General features: G+C 34.4%; 18 protein-coding genes and 1 tRNA gene. 12 read left to right on the top strand and 7 right to left on the bottom strand.

The features are described 5' to 3' along the window. Positions 1-5: 5 nt before the first annotated feature. Genes BW939_RS08900 through BW939_RS08910 form a run of 3 tightly spaced genes read right to left on the bottom strand, consistent with a single transcriptional unit; the run spans position 6 to position 5,176 of the window. Entirely contained in the window at positions 6-2,438 is a 2,433-nt protein-coding gene (locus BW939_RS08900; RefSeq protein WP_076451691.1) for a TonB-dependent receptor, read from the bottom strand. A 24-nt stretch (positions 2,439-2,462) separates the two neighbouring features. Continuing rightward, the gene (locus BW939_RS08905; RefSeq protein WP_076451692.1) at positions 2,463-3,944 is read right to left on the bottom strand and encodes a trehalase family glycosidase; all 1,482 of its coding nucleotides are present in this window, start codon (positions 3,942-3,944) and stop codon (positions 2,463-2,465) included. A 2-nt stretch (positions 3,945-3,946) separates the two neighbouring features. Further along, a complete protein-coding gene (locus BW939_RS08910; RefSeq protein ID WP_076451693.1) occupies positions 3,947-5,176 on the bottom strand; it encodes an MFS transporter in 1,230 nt (409 codons plus the stop codon). Between the two features lie 123 nt (positions 5,177-5,299). Here BW939_RS08910 and BW939_RS08915 point away from each other — a divergent pair, with 123 nt between their 5' ends. Further along, positions 5,300-6,205, top strand: coding sequence for an AraC family transcriptional regulator (locus tag BW939_RS08915; RefSeq protein ID WP_076451694.1), 906 nt, complete (start codon positions 5,300-5,302; stop codon positions 6,203-6,205). Between the two features lie 81 nt (positions 6,206-6,286). Here BW939_RS08915 and BW939_RS08920 read toward each other — a convergent pair whose 3' ends face one another. Then, entirely contained in the window at positions 6,287-6,844 is a 558-nt protein-coding gene (locus tag BW939_RS08920) for a thioredoxin family protein (protein WP_076451695.1), read from the bottom strand. 50 nt (positions 6,845-6,894) lie between these two features. After that, entirely contained in the window at positions 6,895-7,830 is a 936-nt protein-coding gene (gene miaA / locus BW939_RS08925) for a tRNA (adenosine(37)-N6)-dimethylallyltransferase MiaA (RefSeq protein ID WP_076451696.1), read from the bottom strand. 655 nt (positions 7,831-8,485) lie between these two features. Between miaA and BW939_RS08930 the strand changes: the two genes are divergently transcribed. The 9 genes from BW939_RS08930 (at position 8,486) to BW939_RS08970 (ending at position 15,511) form a co-directional block, all read left to right on the top strand. Continuing rightward, on the top strand, positions 8,486-9,343 hold the full coding sequence (locus tag BW939_RS08930; protein ID WP_076451697.1) for a YicC family protein: 858 nt from the start codon (positions 8,486-8,488) through the stop codon (positions 9,341-9,343). A 100-nt stretch (positions 9,344-9,443) separates the two neighbouring features. Continuing rightward, a complete protein-coding gene (gmk, locus tag BW939_RS08935) occupies positions 9,444-10,016 on the top strand; it encodes a guanylate kinase (protein ID WP_076451698.1) in 573 nt (190 codons plus the stop codon). A gap of 77 nt (positions 10,017-10,093) precedes the next feature. Then, positions 10,094-11,113 carry a quinolinate synthase NadA gene (nadA, locus tag BW939_RS08940; protein ID WP_076451699.1) on the top strand — a complete coding sequence of 340 codons (1,020 nt, stop codon included), beginning with the start codon at positions 10,094-10,096 and terminating at the stop codon, positions 11,111-11,113. A gap of 133 nt (positions 11,114-11,246) precedes the next feature. After that, positions 11,247-11,630 (top strand): dihydroneopterin aldolase, encoded by a 384-nt coding sequence (folB, locus tag BW939_RS08945; protein ID WP_076451700.1) that lies wholly within the window; start codon positions 11,247-11,249, stop codon positions 11,628-11,630. A gap of 15 nt (positions 11,631-11,645) precedes the next feature. Then, positions 11,646-13,001 carry a DUF4403 family protein gene (locus BW939_RS08950; RefSeq protein ID WP_076451701.1) on the top strand — a complete coding sequence of 452 codons (1,356 nt, stop codon included), beginning with the start codon at positions 11,646-11,648 and terminating at the stop codon, positions 12,999-13,001. A gap of 116 nt (positions 13,002-13,117) precedes the next feature. Further along, positions 13,118-13,188 (top strand) — tRNA-Cys (locus BW939_RS08955). A gap of 425 nt (positions 13,189-13,613) precedes the next feature. Then, entirely contained in the window at positions 13,614-14,123 is a 510-nt protein-coding gene (locus BW939_RS08960) for a CinA family protein (RefSeq protein ID WP_076451702.1), read from the top strand. Positions 14,124-14,187: 64 nt separating this feature from the next. Beyond that, complete coding sequence (locus BW939_RS08965; RefSeq protein ID WP_076451703.1) at positions 14,188-14,442, top strand: SemiSWEET transporter; 255 nt, start codon at positions 14,188-14,190, stop codon at positions 14,440-14,442. A gap of 76 nt (positions 14,443-14,518) precedes the next feature. Next, positions 14,519-15,511 carry an SDR family oxidoreductase gene (locus BW939_RS08970; protein WP_076451704.1) on the top strand — a complete coding sequence of 331 codons (993 nt, stop codon included), beginning with the start codon at positions 14,519-14,521 and terminating at the stop codon, positions 15,509-15,511. A 140-nt stretch (positions 15,512-15,651) separates the two neighbouring features. On the opposite strand, the gene BW939_RS08975 is transcribed toward BW939_RS08970, so the two are convergent. Next, the gene (locus BW939_RS08975; protein WP_076451705.1) at positions 15,652-21,345 is read right to left on the bottom strand and encodes a DUF3320 domain-containing protein; all 5,694 of its coding nucleotides are present in this window, start codon (positions 21,343-21,345) and stop codon (positions 15,652-15,654) included. Positions 21,346-21,565: 220 nt separating this feature from the next. Here BW939_RS08975 and BW939_RS16045 point away from each other — a divergent pair, with 220 nt between their 5' ends. Beyond that, positions 21,566-21,832 (top strand): hypothetical protein, encoded by a 267-nt coding sequence (locus BW939_RS16045; RefSeq protein WP_228417172.1) that lies wholly within the window; start codon positions 21,566-21,568, stop codon positions 21,830-21,832. Next, the gene (locus tag BW939_RS16050) at positions 21,819-22,016 is read left to right on the top strand and encodes a cupin domain-containing protein (RefSeq protein WP_228417174.1); all 198 of its coding nucleotides are present in this window, start codon (positions 21,819-21,821) and stop codon (positions 22,014-22,016) included. The genes BW939_RS16045 and BW939_RS16050 overlap by 14 nt, the downstream gene beginning before the upstream one ends. A gap of 88 nt (positions 22,017-22,104) precedes the next feature. On the opposite strand, the gene BW939_RS08985 is transcribed toward BW939_RS16050, so the two are convergent. Further along, positions 22,105-22,623 carry a hypothetical protein gene (locus BW939_RS08985; protein ID WP_076451706.1) on the bottom strand — a complete coding sequence of 173 codons (519 nt, stop codon included), beginning with the start codon at positions 22,621-22,623 and terminating at the stop codon, positions 22,105-22,107. Between the last annotated feature and the right edge of the window lie 181 nt (positions 22,624-22,804).

Consider the following 22,804-nt stretch of genomic DNA (forward strand, 5'->3'; position numbering starts at 1 on the left):
ATCCTCTAGAAGTCTAAAGTAATAGAAGCTCTTACCGCAGCACCCATAATTGGTCTTGCCATAATTGTACCGTCTCCTGATGGAGATCCTGCTCTTGGATCGCCTTCTGTAATCCCGATTGTATTGAAAATATTGGTTCCGTCAACCGCAAATCTTAATTTTCCTAATTGATAAGAAGTTCCGGCTCCCAACTCGCCAAATGCTGGTAAAGTTTGAGTATTTAACTGATCTTGAAAACGTTTTCCGTAGTAATTGTAGCTCACATAGGTTCTCCATTCTTTAGTAATATTTACTGCAGGAGAAATAGTAAAGTATAATTTCGGCATTCTTCTTACGGTATTTCCTTCCAAAAGACTGCTTCCGCTAAGTCCTGTGTATTTAGGATTCTGAATAGTTCCGTTGAAGCTAACTTCAACAAGGTTATTAAAGAAACGTGCAAATCCTTCAACCTCAACACCATAGTTTTCGGTGTCAGCGAATGTGTTTTCAGAAGATCCGTTAGAAAATACATCTGTAAAAGAAAGGTTTTTGAGTGTAGAGTAGAAAGGGATCACACCAATATCAAAATTACGGGTGTAATATTTATATCCAACTTCAATCTGGTTTGTAGTTACAGGTTTTAAAGGCTGATCAGGATTCGCTGTTGTGAAGTAATTATAGTAAGCTTCTTCATTTGGAGATCTGAATCCGTGTGAGAAACGTCCATAAACTGCATTGTTTTTGTTGATTTTGTAGTTTGCAGCTAAAGTGTAAGAAACTTTATCAATATCATACTTCCAGTAAGAATATTTATTTCCTAAAACGCTCATATTATCATCCGCAGTTGTAGTAGCAAAACTGTGAGTTCCGTCTGTAGTCAATCCAGAATTGTTAAGATTTCCTTTAGTTGTATTTACAGAATATCCTTTATAAAAATCTCTACTGTAACGAATTCCAGCATTTAAGCTTAGATTATCTGTAATATTATAATCTAAATTTGTATAAACATCATTCAAACTTCCCTGAACCTGAGATTCTCTCAGCAAGAATGACATAGCAGTAACGCCATTGTAAGTTTTAGAATAACCAATAGAATTAGGAGTTAAGGAGGTATCAACCAAATTTAGCAATTCTGGTTTGTCTGTAGCTGTCGCAAGAACGTTGCTCCAATTCCAGTATTGGTTTGATTTCCAGTTTGATTTATAGAAACCTGCTGTAATATTTCCTTTGTTGAATTTGTAATTAAACTGTAGGTCATTCACAAAATTGTTCATCTTTTTATCAATCGCCCAGAATCCTAATTCTTGTACGTATGCAGGATTTACGACTTGTCCGCTGCTCACTAAAGAATATTGGAAATTATTTCCGGTAATGCCACCATTTGTATTTGCAAAATTCTTAGCCGTTTTTGGCCCTCCTGCAGGAAAAATACCAGTGTAATTAAGATTGATGTTGGTGTATCTTGTTTTATTGGTAACACTAAGATTGTCTCCCAAATCATATTTAAATTCTGCACCTAAAACATCAACTTTCGGATGAATTCCATCTTCTAAATTTCTTTTGAAGAAGCCACCACCTGCTTGTGGGATGTTGAGCTGGCTGATTGATCTGTAGCTATAGGTTCCGTAATTTGCATTAAAGCCATTGAATTCTTTTAAATCATTTCCGTTTTGCGTTAAAGGAATTGGCAAGAAGAATGTGTTTCTGTCATCCAATTTTTTATAATAAACTTTAGCATAACCTTTATCGAAAACATATTTCAGGTTCATTCTGATTTGTCCACCTTGATTAGCTTTGAAATCTGTTTTTCTGATACCGTCATCTGTTCTGTAGAAACCGCCTACATTGAAGAATAATTTATCCTGAATTAATGCTCCTCCAAGATTCACATCAGTACGCATCAATCCGTACGTGCTTGTTTCTAATTTTGCAGTTCCTTTGAAGTCGTTTCCTCCTTCTTTGGTGATAAAGTTAATCAAACCTCCGGGCGAATTGGTTGCAAAAATAGAACCCGAACCACCTCTTAAAGCTTCTAATCTGCTTACCGAATTATCTACACGGAAAAAATTGTCTGCATTGGCAAACTGTAAAGCTCCATCCTCAAAAACAGGCAAACCATCTTCCTGTACCTGCGTAAATTCATAAGCTCCTGCAGAAGGAATACCTCTTGCGAAAAGATTGTTCCCAACTTCACCTCCAGAAGTTTCAACTGCAAAACCAGGAACTTTTTGCAATAATGCAGCAGCACTGATTGGATTTTGTTTTTGAATTTCTTTCGCAGTAAAAGTAGAAATTGCGGTACTAGATTCAATTTTAGGTTTTGGTCTGGAGTTACCAGTAATTACCACTTGGTCAATAGATCTTGTTTTAGTAGAATCCTGAACAGTTTCCTGAGCATAGGTGTTGTTAAAATAAAACGTCGCTATACCTGTAAGCAACAGAATTGATGTTTTTTTCATAGCCTCTTAATTTTTTATTATATGTTAGTTTTGTTTTAATTTTAAATACACTCCATTCGTCCAGCCAAATCCATCCTGATTAGGATATTCTCCTCCTCCTGCAATGGTTTCTGTATCTAAGGCATTGTATTTCTCCATTAGTTTTCCGGTATTATTGTAGACCCGTTCTACATTTAAGCACCAATTGGTTTTAATTTTTTCGGCTAAATCATCAAATCCATAATTTTTCATTGATAAAAAGCCTAGCCATTGGTAAGGAGCCCATGCATTTGGGAAATCCCACTGTTGCCCAGAATTTTTGGTAGTGGTAACAATTCCTCCCTGATACAAAAATTTCTCTGCAATCGTTTCGGAAACAGCTTTCGCCTGACCTAGATTTGCTAACTTCAAGAATAAGGGATAAAGTGTTGCGATGCTTTCAGAAGCAGTATGCTGATGTTTTTTTATATGATAATCTCTGTAGATTTTCCCTTCTGGATCCCAGAAATACTGGTCGATTGCTTTTTTTCTGTTTTCAGCTCTCAAACGGTAATATTCTTGTTTTTCTGAAAGATTTTGAAGCTCAGAAGTTTCGGCTAAAGTTTTTTCTAAATGCCATAAAAGACAATTAAGATCAACCTGAGCGAGATTTAAAGTTTCGATGGTCTGAATTTTATCTCCGTCCGCAAACCATCTGCTGGAGAAATCCCATCCAGATTCACAAGCTGCTCTTATGTTTCTGTAAAAATCTTCATTTGCAGGCTTTTTATAGTCTTCAATATCAATTAAATAACTTTCAGGACGGGGTTCGTTTTCAGCATCGTAATACCGGTTTAAAGTTGCTCCTTCTTTTGTTTTGATAACTCTTTTGCTTGCACAATTGCTTTCCAGTTCTTTTTCTCCATCCATCCAGAAAAGATATTCTTTTTCTAAAGTGCTATAATATTTACTATAGATTTCTCCATTATTTGTGCTTTCAGCAAGTAAATCAAGCATTAATGAGAAGTAGGGAGGTTGTGAGCGACTCAGAAAATGAGTTCTGCTTGCATTAGGAACAAATCCGAATGTATGAATAAGGTAGGAGCAGTTCTCAACGATGTTTTCCATCATTTCAATTCTTCCGGAAGCCTGTAATCCCAGCATCACATAATAACTGTCCCAATAGAAAAACTCATTAAAGCGTCCTCCAGGAACAATGTATGGTTTTGGCAGTTTAAGAAGTGTTCCTTTTTCTACAGGAGCGTTTCTGCTTAGCTCATCCCAAAGTTGATTAATATGCAGATTAATTGGTAGTTTATTTTCTCTTTCAAGGTTAATTTTAGTTCCTAAAAAATCGAAATTTGATAAAACGAAAGATTTTAAATCAAAACCTTCAGTATTTTTTTCTTTCTCATATTTTTTATTGATTTCCGAAATGGGAAATAAGGGAACAGCATCTGTCATGGTTTTCTGATCGTCAAAAATTTTAGATCTTTGAACATCTTCAAACAAAGACTGGATATCTTTTATGTAAAGTTGAGTACTCATTTTTATTTTTTAGGATTTATTTTTAATTTACTCATAATAATTGCCGAAATAAGCAATAACGAAAGCGGTATTAATGAAAGGTAAAATGCTTCTTGCCCGCTAAACTCTTGAAAAACAAAACCAGTGATAATAGACCCAATTGTTCCGCCGATTGCAGAAAAAACTACGATTAATCCAGACATTGCACTGTGCAGATATTTCGGAATTGAAGCCAGAATCACTGAATTGATACTAGGGTAAATGGGAGCCAATAAACCTCCCATTAAAGGGAAAAGATAAACAACAAGCGGTGCATTCAGCCAATTGGTGTTGGTGCTGATGACAATATTGTGCGTTAAAGGTAGAACCAATAAAATACTGATTGCAAAACCAACTACACAGAAAGAAACAACATATATCCAACTGAATTTCTTCGAGAAAAAACCAGATAAAAATCTTCCTAGAGCGAATGCTCCCGCCAATACGGCACCCGCCTGAATACTCATTGAAGTAGGAACTTTTAGAATTTCTTTATAAAAAGTAGGCGTCCAGGTCTGGAAACTCTGCTCTACCAGAACGAAAAGGAAAGCACATAGTAAAAAGAATAAAACTTTTTTATAACTGAACAAACTGATGCTGTTTTTAATGTCTCCCAACAAACTTGTTTGTTCACTTTTTGCTTCATTTTCGTTTAACGAAGAAAATAAGAGAAACAAGAAAGATAAAACCGAAAGACCTCCCAAAACCCAATAAGCATTCAGCCAATAGGTGGATTTAGGATTGTTGTCATCCATAAAAAGACTGAATAGCAAATTCCCCATCAATACCCCAACCATGAAAAATCCTTCCAAGAATCCCATAAAACTAGAGTGCTCCTTATCTGTTTCTGTAACTAAGCCTATTGAAGTAAAAACTGAAATTTTAATTAAAGCAAAAGAAATTCCTACAATCGCAAATAGCAATTTAAAAAACCAAAACTCATGAGCAAATGGCATTACAAAACACATACAGCTTACCATAAAAAGTGCAATGAGCATTGAGTTTTTTATTCCTATCCTAGGTAAAAATGATGCTAAAATAAAAGAACATATTGCAATTGGAAGATCTTTGAAGCCTTCCAAGACGCTCGCCTGAGATTTTGAAATCCCGAAGTTTTGCTGCATCTGCAAAATCACTGTCCCAACAGAATTCAGAAGAATTGCAAAGACGAAATAATTTAAAAACAAAACTGCCTTTATATTGAAATTTTTCATAGAGTTAATTTCTTTGTGGCTAAGATAAAGGCATTTGTATTAACGTTAATTTAACATAGTAAATCAGTATTTGAACTATATTAATATAAATACTATTTTTGTATAACAAATATCGTTAATTAAATGAAAGTTACTTTTGAAAGAGTGATTCCTGATGAAAAGAGTTCTTTTCGTACAATTCACAATAACGCCCCAATTTCAGAATTCAAGTGGGAGTATCATTATCATCCAGAAATAGAGCTTGTATGTGTTGTTTCTGGGAGCGGAACTCGCCATGTAGGTTATCACAAAAATAATTATACGAATGGAGATTTGGTGTTAATTGGCTCTAATATTCCACATTCCGGATTTGGTCTGAACTCTATTGATCCACATGAGGAAATCGTTTTGCAGTTCAAAGAAGATATTTTGCAGTTTCCTGAGCAAGAATATGAAGCCAGATCTATTAAAAGTCTATTAGAGCTTTCCAAATTCGGCATTCTTTATAGTACTGATACTAAAATGATGCTACTCCCTAAATTGAGAAAAATGCTAGAATATGAGGGATATAAAAGATATTTGCTGCTTTTGGAAATCCTTTTTGAACTCTCAAAATGTGAAGAATATGAGCTGTTGAATCAGGAAATTATGCCCTACACCATTATTTCAAAAAACAAAACTAGGCTACAGAATATTTTCACCTACGTTGAGCATAATTACGACAAAGATATTAATATTGAAGATGTTGCAAAGTTGGCAAATCTTACTTTGCCAGCATTCTGCAATTTTTTTAAAAAAGCCACCCAGATTACCTTTACAGAATTTGTGAATCGTTTTAGAATCAATAAAGCTTGTCTCTTAATGACTCAGGATAAAACGATTTCTGAGTGCAGCTACAGTTGTGGTTTTAATAACGTGACGTATTTCAACAGAATGTTTAAAAAATATACAGAAAAAACACCTTCAGAGTTTATTAAAAATTATTCACATAATAAACTGAATGTAGAATTGAAGGTGGAGACCAAAGCTAAAGCTGTATTTCTGGAATGAAAAAAGCCGTTCAAAAGAACAGCTTTCTCTATTATGATATTGCAAGCCATTAAAATACAACCTGCAGCCAGCTACTTACAACTATTTCCATTTAATATTGCAGCCCATGCTTGGTCTCTGGATTTCTTCCTGAGGCGCACCAATTAGTAAGTTTTCAAAAGCAATAATCAAATCTTCACCAGTCACTTCTTTATGATTTCCCGGTCTTGAATCGTCCATCTGACCTCTGTAAATAAGATCTAGTTTGTCATCAAAGAAAAAGAAATCCGGAGTACATGCTGCATCATAAGCTTTAGCAATTGCTTGGCTTTCGTCATATAAATAAGGAAAATCAAACTTTTTCTCGATTTGGAATTCGATCATTTTTTCAGGAGAATCTGCAGGGTATTTCTCCGTATTATTTGAATTAATTGCGATAAATTCAATTCCTGCTTCATTATAATCTTCGTATAATTCTGTTAGCTTATCAATAACATGAAGCACAAACGGGCAATGATTGCACATAAAGATAACCAATGTACCTTTTTCGCCTTTCAAATCATCTAAAGATTGAATTTCGTTACCCGTAGAAGGGTTTGGAAGCTCAAAAAACGGCGCTTTTGTACCAAGTGCCAACATATTTGAGGGAGTATTTGACATAATTTTTATTTTTTAAATGTAAACATCAACAACCAAAAAGTCGCTTGAATTTATTTTTTGTTATTAAAGTATTGAGAAAGCAAAGATAAGGATTCCTCTAATGGATTTTCGAAATTTACCCAATGAATATTTTCTTCTTTTCTGTACCAGGTCAATTGTCGTTTCGCAAATCTTCTTGAGTTTTTTTTGATTTCAGAAATTGCAAAATCCAAATCCCATTCTCCGTCAAAATATTTAAAGAGCTCCGAATAACCAACCGTATTCAATGAAGCTAAATTTCTTCCTTCCTGAGATTTTCTTAAATCATCAAGATCTTTAGCCTCATCCAGCAAGCCGTTTTCTATCATTTTATCAACACGCAGATTGATTCTTTCGTAAATTGTTTCCCGAGGAGCTTCAATGCCAATTCTTATCGTTTTGAAATTTCTTGGATTTTTTGGATCTGCGATATTTTCAGAATATTTTTTTCCGGTTTGCCAAATCACATCAATGGCTCGCAACAACCTTCTCTGATTGTGAATATCTACATTTTCATAATATTCAGGGTCTACATCTTTCAGCATTTCCTGAAGTTTTTCTATTCCTTCAGTTTTCCAGATGGTTTCCAGTTTTTCCTGATTTTCTTCGTTGGCTTCAGGTAAATCATGTAAGCCTTCAATCACTGCTTTTTCATACATCATGCTTCCGCCAACCATAATGATAATGTCGAATTTTTCGAAAAGTTGGCCCAATAATTCTAAAGAATCATGCTCAAACTGACCGATAGAATAATAATCTTTCACAGAAAGCTGACCGATAAAATGATGCTTTGCCTGCGAAAGCTCATCTTCCGAAGGTGCGGCAGTTCCAATTTTCATTTCGCTGAAAAACTGTCGGGAATCACAGGAAATAATTTCTGTATTAAATTGGCGCGCTAAATCAATGGCGAGTTTTGTTTTTCCAATACCGGTAGTTCCCACTACAGAAATCAATGTTTTATTTTTCACTTGGCTAATTTACGAAATTGCACCTATTTGTACTTTATTTTAAATAGAATCACAGAGATTCAAAATACTTGAAAATATGTAAATATCTAAAAATTCATTTTTAATTTTTGTATTTCTAAAATAAGTGAAACGGCATTGTTTAAATTATTTCCGCTTCTTTAGAATAATTCTTTGTCTATCTATGAGTTTTTTTTATCGCAAAAAAACAAAGGTGTTCTAATGAAAATGCTTTTATGAAAATATGCTAAGGCGTTTCATTTAACAAAGAAATACAATTATTCTGATCATCAAATACTTGTAGTAAGCGGTAAAATATTTAATTGATTTATTGACTTATCCCTATTGAAAATAAATATTTCTATTTGATATTCAGTGAATTATCTATTTGAATTGCTCTTTGAAATTGATTTCGCCATTGCAGGGCTTTCATTCTGCATCGAAACTTATTCATTGGGCTTCACCCAATGCTATTGATATAGTGGCTTCACCGCTTTTCCACTATAAATGTTTCATTATTTGCAATATTGTTTAAGGGGATAAATCAACTGATTTAATATAAAGTTTTTGAATTTCATGCTACATAATTATAGCAAAAAGTTAATTGCTAACAGCTACTTACACTTAAATGTTTATCTTTGTAAAACAATAAAAAACTATGATTTTATCAATGACCGGCTTCGGTAGAGCCGAAGGTGTTTTTGAAGGAAAAAAAATTTCAATAGATATTAAATCACTGAACAGTAAGAGCTTTGATTTGAATATTAAAATTCCTTTGCGTTACAAAGAAAAAGAATTTGAAGTAAGAAAAATTCTTAACGATAGAATCATCCGTGGAAAGGTAGATTGCTACATTAATATTGAGAATCTTGAAGAAACGAATGATGTAAAAATCAACAGAAGTTTAATTGATTCTTACATGAATGAACTTAAAAATATCGCTTCAGATGGGCCCGATTTTGAATACCTTAAAATGGCGGTAAGACTTCCGGATGCCATCACTTCTAGACCAGACGAATTGGGTGAAGGAGAGTGGGAAGCTTTAGCTAAAATAGTTAATACTGCAGTTGACAAATTCCAAGAGTTCAGAAAAACTGAAGGAAAAATCCTTCACGAAGAACTAGAGAAAAACATCAAGAATATCGATAAATCTTTAGCAGAAGTTGTTCCTTACGAGCAAGTGAGAATTGATACTGTGAAAGAACGTTATCTAAAAACTTTAAAGGAATTTGAAAACGTTGACGAAACAAGATTCTACCAAGAAATGGCTTATTATACTGAAAAATTAGACATTCAGGAAGAAAAAGTAAGGCTTTCTCAGCATTTGAAATACTATTCTGAAGTGATGGAAAACGAAGATTTTAATGGTAAAAAACTTGGTTTTATTTCACAGGAAATAGGTAGAGAAATTAATACTCTAGGATCAAAAGCCAATCATGCAGAAATTCAAAAATTAGTCGTGATGATGAAAGATGATTTAGAAAAAATTAAAGAGCAAACGTTAAACGTATTATAATCTAGTTGATGGTTTTTGGTTTTTAGTTTTTGGATGAAAAATATTATTTTATAGAGTTTCTTCAAAAGCTAAATACTAAAAACTAAACACCAACAACCAAATGAAAAAAGTTATCATATTTTCGGCACCGTCGGGAAGCGGGAAGACAACATTGGTAAAACATTCTCTGGAAGTCATTCCGGAGTTAGAATTTTCAATTTCATGCACCACAAGACAGCCGAGAGGAAATGAAAGTCATGCAATTGATTATCACTTTATTTCGCCCGACGAATTCAGACAGAAAATTTCTGAAGATGCTTTTGTGGAATTTGAAGAAGTGTATACCGATAAATATTACGGAACTTTAAAATCTGAAGTAGAAAAGATCTGGAATAAAGGAAAAGTTGTTATTTTTGATGTAGACGTAAAAGGCGGAATTTCATTAAAAAAATATTTTGGAGAAAAAGCATTATCCATCTTTATAGAACCACCTTCTATTGCCGAATTGGAACGAAGATTGATTTCCAGAAACACCGATGATGCCGAAACCATCAAAACCCGCGTAGAAAAAGCCGAAGAAGAGCTTACCTACGCCATAGAATTTGACGAAATCGTTGTTAACGACGATTTGAGTGAAGCAAAAATAAAAATAGAAAGTTTAATAAAAAGTTTTATAGGAGAAGCTAGAGTTTAGAAGCTAGTAAAAAACAACTGTCACTTGGTATTACTTGCTAACATCTAACATCTATAAAAATAAAAACACAGCTCAACATGAGTACCGAAACATTAGAAAAAGCTAAATCTGCCATTCCTGTAAGAGGATTTTTAGATATTAAAGACCTCATTATTCCTGAAGGGGAAGAGCTAGTAAAGGCAATTTTAAAATTAAAAGAAGAAAAAAATGCAGTTATCTTGGCCCACTATTATCAACCGGGCGAAATTCAGGATATTGCTGATTTTCTGGGAGATTCTCTTCAACTGGCAAGACAGGCAAAAGATACTGATGCCGATATGATTGTGTTCTGCGGAGTGCATTTCATGGCTGAAGCTGCAAAAATTCTAAACCCAACCAAAAAAGTTGTCCTACCTGATACAATGGCAGGATGTTCTTTGGCAGATGGTTGTTCTGGTGAAGGTTTGAGAAAAATGCGTGAGCAACATCCCAATGCTTTGGTTGCAACATACATCAACTGTAACGCTGAAACAAAAGCAGAAAGCGACATCATCGTAACCAGTTCAAATGCTGAAACTGTGATTGAAGCTTTACCCACTGACCGACCGATTATTTTTGCTCCGGATAAAAATTTAGGAAGATATTTATCTAAAAAAACCGGACGTGATATGATTCTTTGGGATGGAAGTTGTATCGTTCATGAAGCTTTCTCAATGGAAAGAATTGCACAACAATTAGCCGAAAATCCTGATGCTAAATTGATTGCACACCCGGAAAGTGAAGAATCAGTTTTGAAATTAGCTCATTTTATAGGTTCCACTTCTGCTTTGTTGAATTTTGTAGAAAAAGACGACTGTCAGAAATTTATCATCGCAACTGAAGAAGGAATTCTTCACGAAATGAGAAAACGTGCACCTCACAAGGAACTGATTCCTGCTTTGGTTTTTGACGAAAGCTGTAACTGTTCAGAATGTTTTTACATGAAGAGAAACACAATGGAAAAACTGTATTTGTGCATGAAATATGAACTTCCAGAAATTATAATTGAAGAGGAGCTTAGACTGAGAGCATTGAAGCCCATTGAGGCAATGCTTGATCTTTCGAAAAGCATCAAATAAATTTAAAAGCGGGTTTTTTACTCGCTTTTTTAAATATTTATTGCCAAGAGCAGGAATTTTGCTCAAAAGAAAAAACATTTTCGTATTCATGTCAGATGAAATTTATAGCTATCCTCATTTTAAATAAAAAACTATGAGCAAAATATTTTTAGAAGACGTCAAAATCTACGCTTACCACGGCGTTCTTCCAGAAGAAAACATCATCGGAACGTATTATATTTTAAACGCAGAAATTCATACAGATCTTTGGGATGCTGCAGCTTCTGATGATTTGAATGATACCATCAGCTACGCAGATATCAATGAAATCATTCATGACGAGATGAAGATCAAATCTCAATTGCTTGAGCATGTTGCTGGAAGAATTATTACTAAAATTAATGAGAAATTCAATCAGATTTCTTATATTAAATTAAGAATTACCAAAACAAGTCCGCCAATGAAAGGGGAAATGAAAGGCGCAAGCATTGAGCTTGAAAAAAGTTTTTTGTTGGGGAATTCTGATGAGAAATTTTAATTTAGAACTAAAAAATTGAAACACCTATTTTCTATAGTTTTTGCGTTGATTTTCGGCTTTGCATTCAGTCAAACGCCGCAAATGTATAATTTTCCTAAAGTAAAATCTAGCATTACAATGCCGGTAAGAATTCCGCTGGCTGAGGTCAGTAAGATGATTAATTCTTCGGTGAAAGATTTAATTTTTGAAGATAATTCAAATTCAGACAACAATAATGACCAGTTTCAAGTTAAAGTTTGGAAAACAAAACCAATTCGTTTGGTAGGAGACGCCAAAAAAAATATTTTTATTGAGGTTCCGCTTAAAATTTGGGCTAAGAAAGGAATTGGAACACTTGGTGTTTATACATATCAAGAAACTACATTTGAAACGGTAATGTATTTCGTGACCTCAATAGACTTTAAAAATAATTGGACAGTAGCTACCAAAACCAATTCTAATGGATTCAAATGGGTAGTAAAGCCTGTATTGGATTTTGGCAGAATTAAAATTCCTATTACCGGTCTTGTGGAAAAAAGCTTGAAAGAACAGCAAGCGGAATTCTGCAAAACCATCGACGTGCAAATGGTGGCGCAGCTCAATTTTCAGCAATACGCAATTTTGGCGTGGAATTCTTTTTCGCAACCCTTTAAAATTTCGGATGAGTATAGCACTTGGTTGAAAGTGACTCCAACCAATGTAAATATAGCTCCTTTACGGTTTTATGGCGACGCTATTGATACCACAATAGGAATTGATATTTTCTCGGAAACTTTCACAGGGGTAAAACCTGAGGCTTCACAACCTATAAAAACGGCGATGAATTTTAGCTATGTACCTTTGCTTAATGAAGGTTTTCTTCTTCAGACTACGGCTAATATCCCTTTTTCTGAAGCTACAGAAATTGCACGAAAAACGTTTCTGAATAAAGAATTTGATGTGAGAGATTCTAAAGTAAAAATTACGGATGTAAAAGTTTATAAAGACGGAGGAAATGTAATAATAGAAACAGAAACCGACGGTTATGTGAAAGGAAAGTCTTTGATCTCTGGGATTCCGGTTTATGACAAAACAAAGAATAAAATAGTGCTTTCCCAGACGAAATTTAAATTGAAAACAGCCAATATTATTCAAAAAACAGCTTCGCTCATGTTTCAAGGAAAAATTGTAAAAATGATTGAGGAAGAATATGGAATTCCAACTCAAGATTTGGAAGTTTCTTCGCAAAAAAGTATTGAAGAAGCTTTTAATAAAGAATATTATAAAGGTTTGAAAATGCAGGGGAGGGTTTTTCATCTTGCACCATCTCAAATTATAGTCAATGATTATGGTATTACAGCTGTAATTGATATTCAAGCTGGTTTACGATTAATGCTCAATAGTTTTCTTTAAAAATTTATTTCGTAAATCTCTGTAAATCTTCATTCTTAGAATTTTTTGTGCAAATATTCGCTAAGAAATTTGTTTTTAGAGTAAAAAAAATGATATATTTGCACACCTTAAAAAACGGTGCTTTGGCCGAGCGGTTAGGCAGTGGTCTGCAACACCATCTACAGCGGTTCGAATCCGCTAGGCACCTCAATTTTAACCCCTAATTCATTTCGTGTTTTAGGGTTTTTTTTTGTCCTTAATATAATTTTTTTTTCACATTTTTATTTTATAAATTTTGATTCATCTTAATTTAAATTCTAAATGTTTGATAAAGAAGAGATAGTCTCGTTGACAATTTTGGTTGAACTTGAAGAAGCTTTAAATAAATATAATGGAGACCAAGAATATTTTATAGGATTAAGTAAATCAGCCTTCAAAATAATGTTATAAGAGCATCTTTTTTAAGCCTCCTGAAACCAAAAATATTAGAATAAGAGATTGCTTTACATAAATCCAAATTAAATTCTTGAATATAAGCTAATATATAAGTTTAAGTACCACATTGTGGGAAAATTGAAGTTTTGGGCATTCTTTTTGATTTTCTGTTTTTACCAAATCACAAAATAATATAATATGGAACTTCAAAAAAGCCTTCTACAAAATATAGGGCAATATCTTTCGGATGCCAACGAAACTGTTTCTGTAGCAGAAAGTGTAACTGCAGGTTTTTTGCAATTTTCATTTTCTCAAATTTACGATGCTCCCAAAGTTTTTAGGGGAGGACTTACTGTCTACGAAAAGAACCAAAAAAAACAACTACTAAAGGTAGATTCGAATAGATTTTCGGATGAAGATTTGGTTTCTAAAGAAGTAGCTCAGGAAATGGCTCTCAAAATTTCTGAGATTTTCGATACAGACTGGGGGATAGGTATTACAGGCTATTCTGAGCCAACGGAAATGTCTGATTTTAAAACTTTCGCTTATTTCAGTTTTGCATATAAGGGTGAAATAATCTTGACGAAGATTCTCGAGCTTCATCCCAGAACAGAGCCTGTAAAAGCGCAATTGTACTACACAGAGTTTCTTTTGGGTTGTCTTAAATGTGAGCTGAATCAAATCTTAATGCAAACTCAAGTTAGTTAAAGTTAGCCCATAGCTTAATGTTTAATTTTTATTACCTTTTTCTAAATAGCATTAATAAAAAATAATGGATGATAATCTGCTCGGTCTTATCGCCGGAGGTCTTACTAGTGTGGCATCAATACCGCAGTTGGTAAAGGTTTTTAAAGAAAAAAACACCAATGATCTTTCTGCGCTAATGCTTATTATTTTAATTTCAGGACTGTCTCTTTGGGTTTGGTATGGCTTCTTAAAAGATGAGCTTCCTATTATACTCTCAAACTCATTTGCAGCTCTTCTTAATTCGGTTTTACTTTTTTGTAAGTTAACATTTAAAAAATAAATTTAGATTTTTATTAAAATCATTTCTTTTCATCCTATTTTCTTTAGCCAAAGCACAACATCACAATTATGTAATTATGGATAATCTACTTCTCAACAATATAAGTTTACAAGGTAAAACAGTAGTCATCACAGGAGGTTCTAGTGGTGTAGGTAGGGCTGCAGCAGAAGCTTTTGCTCTCGAGGGTTGCAATGTTGTGATTGCCGCAAGAGGTGAACAAGCTCTAGACAATACGGTGAAATTACTACACAACTTAGGAGCCGTTGCTTTAGCGGTAAAAACCGATGTTTCTAATGCGGATGAGGTTGAAAATCTTGCCGAACAAGCACTCCAGTTTAATGGTAGAATTGATATCTGGATAAATAACGCCGGTGTTATGGCGACCGGAAAATTTGAAGACATGTCTGCTGATGCAATAGATCAGGTAATAAAAACTAATTTGCTAGGTTATATTCATGGTGCTCATACGGTCTTGCCTATATTTAAAAAACAAAGTGACGGAATTTTAATTAATAATATTTCCATCGGTGGTTGGGTTCCTACACCTTTTGGAACTGCCTATTCTGCTTCCAAATACGGAATTCGTGGTATGGTAGAAGCTTTGCAGGGAGAGATTACAGATTTTCCGAATATTCATGTTTGTGCTTTGTATCCAGGGATGCAAAAATCCACAGGAAACTCTCATTCTGCAAAATATTCAGGATTAGATTTTAAAGTTCCACCTGGTGCTTCAGATCCAAGAAATTTGGCTCAAATGATGGTAAAAAGGGCTAAAAATCCTAAAGTTCACACGCTTCCGGACTTTTCAGCTTTTATGATGAAAAATTTTTATAAAGTTTTTCCTAAATTATTTACAAGTTTAAGTTTTGGCGCTGTAAAAATGATGATGAAACCAGAAAAAAATAAAGATACCAACGGAAATATATTTGTACCTTCTTCGGGAGAAGCAAAAATTTATGGACCAACAGTGTTGCCAAAGATTACCAAACAAACGAAAATAATTACTGCAGGAGCTTTGGTAGTTGGGGCGGCTATTATTTTATTAAATAGTAAGAACAAAAAATCTTGATTTACACAATTTTTAAAATGCAAAGATTAGCATAAATTAGTATGCTTTTTTTTACGGAAATGTTTTGAGAATAAAGTATAAGATAATTGAAGATTATTTTTTATCTATTTAATTTTAAACAGTTAATAAATTTTCTGAAACTATTTTAATGTGATTCTATTTTCAGATTTTTGCAACAATCCTTTTCCGATTAAGTCCTCTATACAAAAATTCACTACCATGTCGATTTGAGAACCTATTTTCGCAAAACCGAAAGTCTTGCAAACCGCGCGCATCAATTGGTCTTTATTCAAACTCAAACTCGAATGCATCAATTCCATCATTACCACTGAAATTTCTTCAGGTGCAATCTCGTCTATTATCCTTTTTTCTATAGAATTATCTCTGTAAAAATCGAGATGTTGAGGTTGTAAATTTTCGCTCCAATAAAATTTCTGATAATTTTCTGTCGTTTCAATATTTGGAATAGAATTTAAGGTTTCCAAAAGATAGGTATTTAGTTTTTCACCGGCTCTCGAGATGTTCCATAGCTTGAGAATCTTTCTGAACAAACCATTCTCACTGATCGGCGATTCCGTATCGATGATGGTTTTTAACTGTCTTAAAAGAACCTGTCTGTTTTCAAAATGATAAATAGATTCCGAGTTGGCATTGATTTCAGAATTGATTTCAGCTGCGATATAAGGGATTATTTTCGTAGGTTTTTTAGTCTCAGATACTTCGCTTAAAAAAGACTCTTCTTCCATGTGTATTTCCTCACTTTCTTCAGCTTTTTCTTTTATTTGAGTTTTGATTTTTTCAATTTCTGAATGAATTTCAGTGACAATTTTTTCTTTATTTTTAACCCAGTCCAAAGTCCAGATTCTGAAAACATTCCAACCTAAACCTTTCAAAACATTCGGAACAAGCAATTCTCTATCATTGGTCGTATTAATATTGAAATAATTTTCACTGTCTACTAAGATTGCCATCAAATATTCGTGTTCATTTTTAGGATTAATTACTCCGATGTCGATTTTATATTCTGAAGTTCCGATGTTGGTTTTAATTTTCAAACCATTTTCCTCAAGCGTTTTCGCCATAGAATTCACCATTTGTTTCTGCTGAGTGATTGCTTGATTTGAGTTTTGATACAGCAAACCTTTTTCAGAAAAATTCAAAAAGTTTTTCAATCCCAAAACGCCTTCAGAGCTAGTTCTGTTCATGTCAATCTGATCGCCTTTTAACGAAGAAAAAACTTTCATTTCGTAGCGCGCTCTCGTCACGGCAACATTCAGTCGTCTCCAGCCACCATTGCGGTTGAGTGGGCCAAAATTCATCGAAACTTTCCCGTCCTCATCAAGTCCGTAGCCAATAGAGAACAAAATAATATCTCTTTCGTCACCCTGTACATTTTCAAGATTTTTAATGAAAATTGGTTCTTCAGAATTAATTGTAAATTCTTCCAGATGTGGATTTTTTTGAAATAATTTTTGCAGCAAATCTTCAATTAAACTTTGCTGGGTTTGGCTGAAAGTTACCACACCCATCGATTTTTTATTCTGATTTTCGAGATGAATTCTGATGTATTCAATAATCGCTTCTGCCTCATTTTTGTTGGTTCTCGTTTTTCCTTTGTCATAAAATCCGTCCACAAATTCAAACGTTACTTTTCTGTTCAAATCATCCGGAGAAGGAAAGGTGAGGAGCTTATTATCGTAAAAATGAGCATTGGAAAAAGAGATCAGACTTTCATGCTTGCTTCGGTAGTGTCTCAGCAAATAATTCGACGGAATTGAAAGTGCCAAACAGTCATCCAGAATACTTTCTAAATCTTCTAATTCAAAATTTTCTTCATCTACTTTTTGGGAAGCAAAGAAACTCGTAGGTGGCATCTGTTTCGGGTCGCCCACGATAATTGCCTGTTTTGCCCTTGCCAAAGCACTTACCGCCTCAGAAGTCGGCAACTGTGAAGCTTCATCAAAAATCACCAAATCAAAATGCTCTTCATTCACATCAAAATATTGCGCCACAGAAATCGGACTCATCAGCATACAAGGTTTCAGTCTAGGAATCAATGTAGGAATTTGGTCAAACAGCTTTCTGATAGACAAACCTCTCCCTTTGTTTCGAATCGCTTTCTGCAAAATCCCGATCTCTGAGCTATGAACCGCTTCCTGAGAAAAATTCGGAATACGATCGCTCAGCTTCATAGTCAGCTGGTTTTTCGTAAGTTTGGTAAATTCTTTGTGTAGATTTTTATACTGTTGAATCTGAGATTCGTATATGTTGGTATCAAAACCGTTCAAAGTTCCCGAACTATAGATGGTTTTAATGAATAAATTGAGATGAATTATTTTTTCAAATTCTAGCTCCAAAGATTCAGTATCGAGCCAGCCTTTTTCAAGGAAATTGATGAACCAGTTGAGGTTTAGATCCTGCGCTTTTTCTTTTAAAGCATTAAAATTAATCCAGTCTTCCAGCTGATGGATATTCTGTATAACCAGCTGTAAATCTGATTGGTTGGGGATTTCTTCTACATATTCCAATAGATTATTTTCGGCAGTGTGAAGTTCTTTCAGTTTTTCTACATTGTCTGAAATGTTTTTACCGTTGCTTTGTTGTAATGAAAAATATTTCAGCCACTCCGGAAAATTTCTAATGGAAATTTTTTGGGCTAAATCTTTCGCATTATCAATGGTTTTTAAATCTTTCTCAATCGCCAAAATATCAAAAGAATTTCCGTTAAAATAAAGATTTGTCACCGATGAAACTGCGTTGTAATGAAGGTTTGAGAGTTGGTTTTTTAGCTGCTGATAATTTTCCAGCTTCTCAAAAAGTCCGTCAATCTGCATATTAGGTTCTATTCCTGATTTCGCATAACCGTTTAGTTGCTGTTTTACTTTTCTCTGTTTAAACCATTTCGGAATAAACCAAGTATGTTTTGCCTGATTCCAAACGAGTTTTAATGAAGAAAAATCGATATTTAAAATGGAAGAATTAAAATTTGAAATAATCTGATTTTCAATTTGTTGATATTGTGCCTGCTGAGTCATCCAGTTTTTAAATAAATTCAGTTGACCTTCATTGAAAACCAAGTCAACCAAACCAGATTTTACAGAATTATCTTTTAAAAACTCAAGAATTTCGACACTGTCAGCGTTGGAGATTTCCTCGAGCTGAAACTGTTTTTTGATCTCTTCTGCTGCATTTTTCTTTTCATTAAACTGAGAAATTGCCGAGAGAATCAGATTTTTATTTTCAAACTGATGGCTCGCTGTCTTGATTGGTTGTAAGGCATGAAGCGAAGGTTGCCCAACCTTTTGTACAATCGAGGCAAACGGAATCAGCCAGTCTTTCCACTGATTCCAATTAAACACATCGGCGCTTTCCAAAGGAAAATTAATGTAAAAACGTTCGTCAGCTTTTACGTTATTGGTTTCCAGAAAAGCAATCGTATCAAATAAACTCCAGCCAATCGGGAATTTTTGATGCAGTTCATTTACATATTTTCCGAGTTCTTTTTTGCGCTCATCAAGACGTTTTGCTTCTACATGATAATCTGCATTAATTTTATATTTCGGAACTTCCAGCGTTCTTTCAAACTGTTTCAGAACATCCGATTTTTTAGATTTGTTGGAATGTAATTCTAGACAAAATGCACCCAAACCAATATTCTCCAAACGGTGATGAACTACATCTAAAGCAGCTTTTTTTGCAGCCACGAAAAGTACTTTTTTATCATTCCACAAAGCGTCGGCGATGATATTGGTAATCGTCTGCGATTTTCCGGTTCCGGGAGGCCCATGAAGAATGAAACTTTTGTTTAGGTTGGCATTTTTCACTGCATTCAACTGAGAATTGTCTGTTGAAATTGGCAAAACCAATTCAGATGCTGAAATATTTTCCAAACTTTCCACATCATTATCCACGCTTTCCAAAGTTCCTGTCAGTCGTCCGTCAATAAGACTTTTTACAATTGAACTTTTTTGTATTTCTTCGGAATATTTTGAAATATCCTGCCAAAGAATCAATTTATTGAAAGAAAAAATCCCCAAAACCAACTGTTCCAAAACATCCCAACCTTCAAGATTGAGAACAGCATTTCTGATGATCGCCAAAACTTTCGGAACATCAACTCCCGATTCGTCCATTGGCAGATTCTCTAAGCTGCTGATGTTGAGTTTGTATTCCTGTTTTAAATATTCCAGCAACGTAATGTTGATCATGGTTTCCTCTTCACGGCTTCGAAGCGTAAATTTAGAATTGACAGATTTTCTTGAAAGTTCTACGGGAATGAGTAAAATGGGAGCCAGTCTTGGTAGGTCTTTATTTTTTGGTTCAAACCATTTCAGCAAACCAATTCCCAAGTACAATGTGCTTTTTCCGTTCTCTTCTTCGGCGAGTTTTGCACTTCGGTAAAGGTTCGTGAGAATATTATCAAGATCATCCTGATGATAATAGGTGAGGAGTCGGTTGTATTTAAACTCATCTTCAGCCATTTTAAAGAGTGGCTGTGATTGATGTAATGGTTCGCCGTACAAACTGTATTTTTTGAGAACCGCCTGATTGTTGTCGGGATGAATCGTGAACGATTTTCCGTCGGCAAGGCTGTCTTCTAGCACATTTATTTTCGTGTCGATTAACTGAAGCATACTTTTGGTAAAGCGCAGATTTAGAAGATTGTTTCTGAGGGATAGATCGAGCAGTTTTCTTTCCCAGACTTTTTGTTTGGTTAAATTTGAAAAATCCGTCAGTTCGAGATCATCGTATTGCGTTCCCAGATCAAAATCCTGATCGAGTTTCGATGAATGTTGAATGGAACTGAAGTTTTGATTCTGAACCGTTTCGTTTTTAAGAAGTGGGAGAGGGGAAATTCCTGCTGATCTTGCATTTTTTATGTCTATTGACAACAGAAATTTTGAAGAATCCAATAACTGGGTTTCCGCAGAATTCATGGCATTTTTAAATGAAATTTGGGTTCCTCTGCACAGACTGGTTGATTCAATCAAGGCAATTTCCTTAATTCCCGATGCAATTCTTTTGGAGATCGCCGCCTGATCAAAATTAATCATTCCGTCAAATCGCTGATCATCAAGCCAGACTCCGACAAAGGCGTGACCTTCCGTTACCACGATGATCGGATTGAGATCAATCGCTTCAAGACACGCTGCGAAAAGCAGAGAAATATCGATACAGTTTCCGAATTTTGCTTCTAAAATGGTATACACCAACCTGATTCTTTGTCCGCTCTTTTCAAAACTTGGTGGCATTGAACTGTAAATTAAATCCAGATTTTGAATGGCTTTATAAATCGCCGAAACCATCTGCAAAACCCTTTCCTTGCTTTTCTGCTGATAGCCTTCAAACGACGGTGTGAGTTTATTTTTCGCCAAAATATCGATGGCATCGGCTTTCAATTTATACAACGAAGTGTTATTGGAAAGAACATACGAAGCCAAAAGTTGTGGGTAAGACTGCAATCCACCGAAATAATCTAGCGGCAGCACTTCGATGCTGAAAGTTTTCTTATAAATAGATTCATCGTTCTTAAAAACCTGAATTTTAATCTGATCCAGATCTTTTTCCGTCAGTCTTTTCAGCAAATCGTTATTAAAAACAAAGTTGAAAAGCGAGATTTTGTACAGCGCGTTTGCCTTAATTTCATCAATGTAGACATCATATTTTTCAAACAAACCCAATGAAGAACTGATTTGAAGATTGAGGTTTTCAAAATCTTTAGTCACTTCTCTGAAAGCAATGCTCTGCAGAAAAGGATATTGGTTTAAACAAAAAGTATAGTTGAAATAAGGGCTGTGCTGTATCTGTAAGTCAAACGGAATAATCTGATTCATAAATGTATTTTGTGACCACTCTCTTTTTTGGGAGATAATGCAATTTATAAAATAAAACAGATATTGACAAAATGGTTTACTGGAATTGGGATTTACATTTGAAATATTAGATTTAAACGCGAAGTGCGCAAAGATCTTTTTAATACTAACTGTTTTTAAGCTCGCAAAGGCGTAAACTCAGCGAAGAAACACAAAGATTTGATTTGTGCTTCTCTTTTTTATGGATTGTAAATCGATTTTTTTTCATATTATTAAAAATGAAAAAGTTATTCAAATTATACTGGCCATCATCATCAGTTTTCTGTTTCAACAGAATTTAAATGCTCAGAAAGTCGAAACAACGAAAGAGTCAGTCAATTACACGATAGAAAACTGCGTGAACGAGTTTGATCTGTCGAAAGCGAAAAAAACAAATTCAGGCTATCAATATTGGTTTGCTGACAAAAAATTCACGGAGGATAAACAAGCTGAAGATGAGCATCGTTGAGCCTGGAAAATCTACCCATGCGCCACATCGTCATCCTGAGGAGGAATTTTTTTATATTTTTGAAGGAAAGGCAGCGTTTTATCTCAATGGGAAAACCGTGGAAGTAGGGCCGAATTCCAGTTTGTATTGTCCGCCAAATTCAGAACATGGAATTAGCAATGCGGGGGATAAAGATTTGAAATAGCAGGTGATTAAAAAGGATTTGAAGTAAGATATAGATTAGATTTTTAGAGTTTGATTTAAGTAACATTCCAAATCAACAATAGTGGAATTTATTTATGAGTAATATTTGCATTTGAAAGGGCGTTTTCAACTTTATTCATATTTTCTAAAATCTTTTTTATCTCCACCGCTTTCTCCGTCCCAATCAACAGTTTCTTCCCATCCTTAAAAACCAGTTGCAAACCCATATTTCCTGAAATATTATAAGCTTTTCCTCTTCCGAAAGATACAATGCGTAATCCCCATCCACCATACTCTACCAGCGGGGAATATTCTCTGATGTATGCTTTGTCAATGTTCTTCCAAGGGAGATATTTAAACTTCAAATGAAAGGGAAAGAGGCGGACTCTGATTCCTAACGCATCTATTTTAGTTTCTAATTTAATAATGAAAAACAAAAGCAAAATTAAAATGGGAATGGCTAAAGAAATAATTAACTCTGTTGTAGAGAAAAATTCTGCATTTCCAATTGAATTGTATGCAGAAAATCCGAGCACAAAAAGAATGATCAGCCAGAGCCACCATTGTCTGAAGCGCTGTATTTCGTAAAATTCGGGATTCTCTTTCATTGGCTTTAATTGATGCTTAAAAATAAGAAAATTTTAATTTGTGTCGTGTTTTAAGGTCATGCAGATTTTGCAAATGATGATACTTTTACAGAATTTCAGTTTCAATATTTAAAATTCTTTATTAGTCGGATGAAATATAAATTTATCAATTAAATAACATCATGAGAAATATGAAATGACT

The organism is Chryseobacterium piscicola, assembly GCF_900156685.1.
Taxonomy (GTDB): domain Bacteria; phylum Bacteroidota; class Bacteroidia; order Flavobacteriales; family Weeksellaceae; genus Chryseobacterium; species Chryseobacterium piscicola.

Excerpts from the sequence above, each read along its gene's own strand:
- BW939_RS08900 (WP_076451691.1), bottom strand. The coding sequence starts at position 2,438 with ATGAAAAAAACATCAATTCTGTTGCTTACAGGTATAGCGACGTTTTAT.
- BW939_RS08905 (WP_076451692.1), bottom strand. The coding sequence starts at position 3,944 with ATGAGTACTCAACTTTACATAAAAGATATCCAGTCTTTGTTTGAAGAT.
- BW939_RS08910 (WP_076451693.1), bottom strand. The coding sequence starts at position 5,176 with ATGAAAAATTTCAATATAAAGGCAGTTTTGTTTTTAAATTATTTCGTC.
- BW939_RS08915 (WP_076451694.1), top strand. The coding sequence starts at position 5,300 with ATGAAAGTTACTTTTGAAAGAGTGATTCCTGATGAAAAGAGTTCTTTT.
- BW939_RS08920 (WP_076451695.1), bottom strand. The coding sequence starts at position 6,844 with ATGTCAAATACTCCCTCAAATATGTTGGCACTTGGTACAAAAGCGCCG.
- BW939_RS08930 (WP_076451697.1), top strand. The coding sequence starts at position 8,486 with ATGATTTTATCAATGACCGGCTTCGGTAGAGCCGAAGGTGTTTTTGAA.
- gmk (WP_076451698.1), top strand. The coding sequence starts at position 9,444 with ATGAAAAAAGTTATCATATTTTCGGCACCGTCGGGAAGCGGGAAGACA.
- nadA (WP_076451699.1), top strand. The coding sequence starts at position 10,094 with ATGAGTACCGAAACATTAGAAAAAGCTAAATCTGCCATTCCTGTAAGA.
- folB (WP_076451700.1), top strand. The coding sequence starts at position 11,247 with ATGAGCAAAATATTTTTAGAAGACGTCAAAATCTACGCTTACCACGGC.
- BW939_RS08960 (WP_076451702.1), top strand. The coding sequence starts at position 13,614 with ATGGAACTTCAAAAAAGCCTTCTACAAAATATAGGGCAATATCTTTCG.
- BW939_RS08965 (WP_076451703.1), top strand. The coding sequence starts at position 14,188 with ATGGATGATAATCTGCTCGGTCTTATCGCCGGAGGTCTTACTAGTGTG.
- BW939_RS08970 (WP_076451704.1), top strand. The coding sequence starts at position 14,519 with ATGGATAATCTACTTCTCAACAATATAAGTTTACAAGGTAAAACAGTA.
- BW939_RS08975 (WP_076451705.1), bottom strand. The coding sequence starts at position 21,345 with ATGAATCAGATTATTCCGTTTGACTTACAGATACAGCACAGCCCTTAT.
- BW939_RS16045 (WP_228417172.1), top strand. The coding sequence starts at position 21,566 with ATGGATTGTAAATCGATTTTTTTTCATATTATTAAAAATGAAAAAGTT.
- BW939_RS16050 (WP_228417174.1), top strand. The coding sequence starts at position 21,819 with ATGAGCATCGTTGAGCCTGGAAAATCTACCCATGCGCCACATCGTCAT.
- BW939_RS08985 (WP_076451706.1), bottom strand. The coding sequence starts at position 22,623 with ATGAAAGAGAATCCCGAATTTTACGAAATACAGCGCTTCAGACAATGG.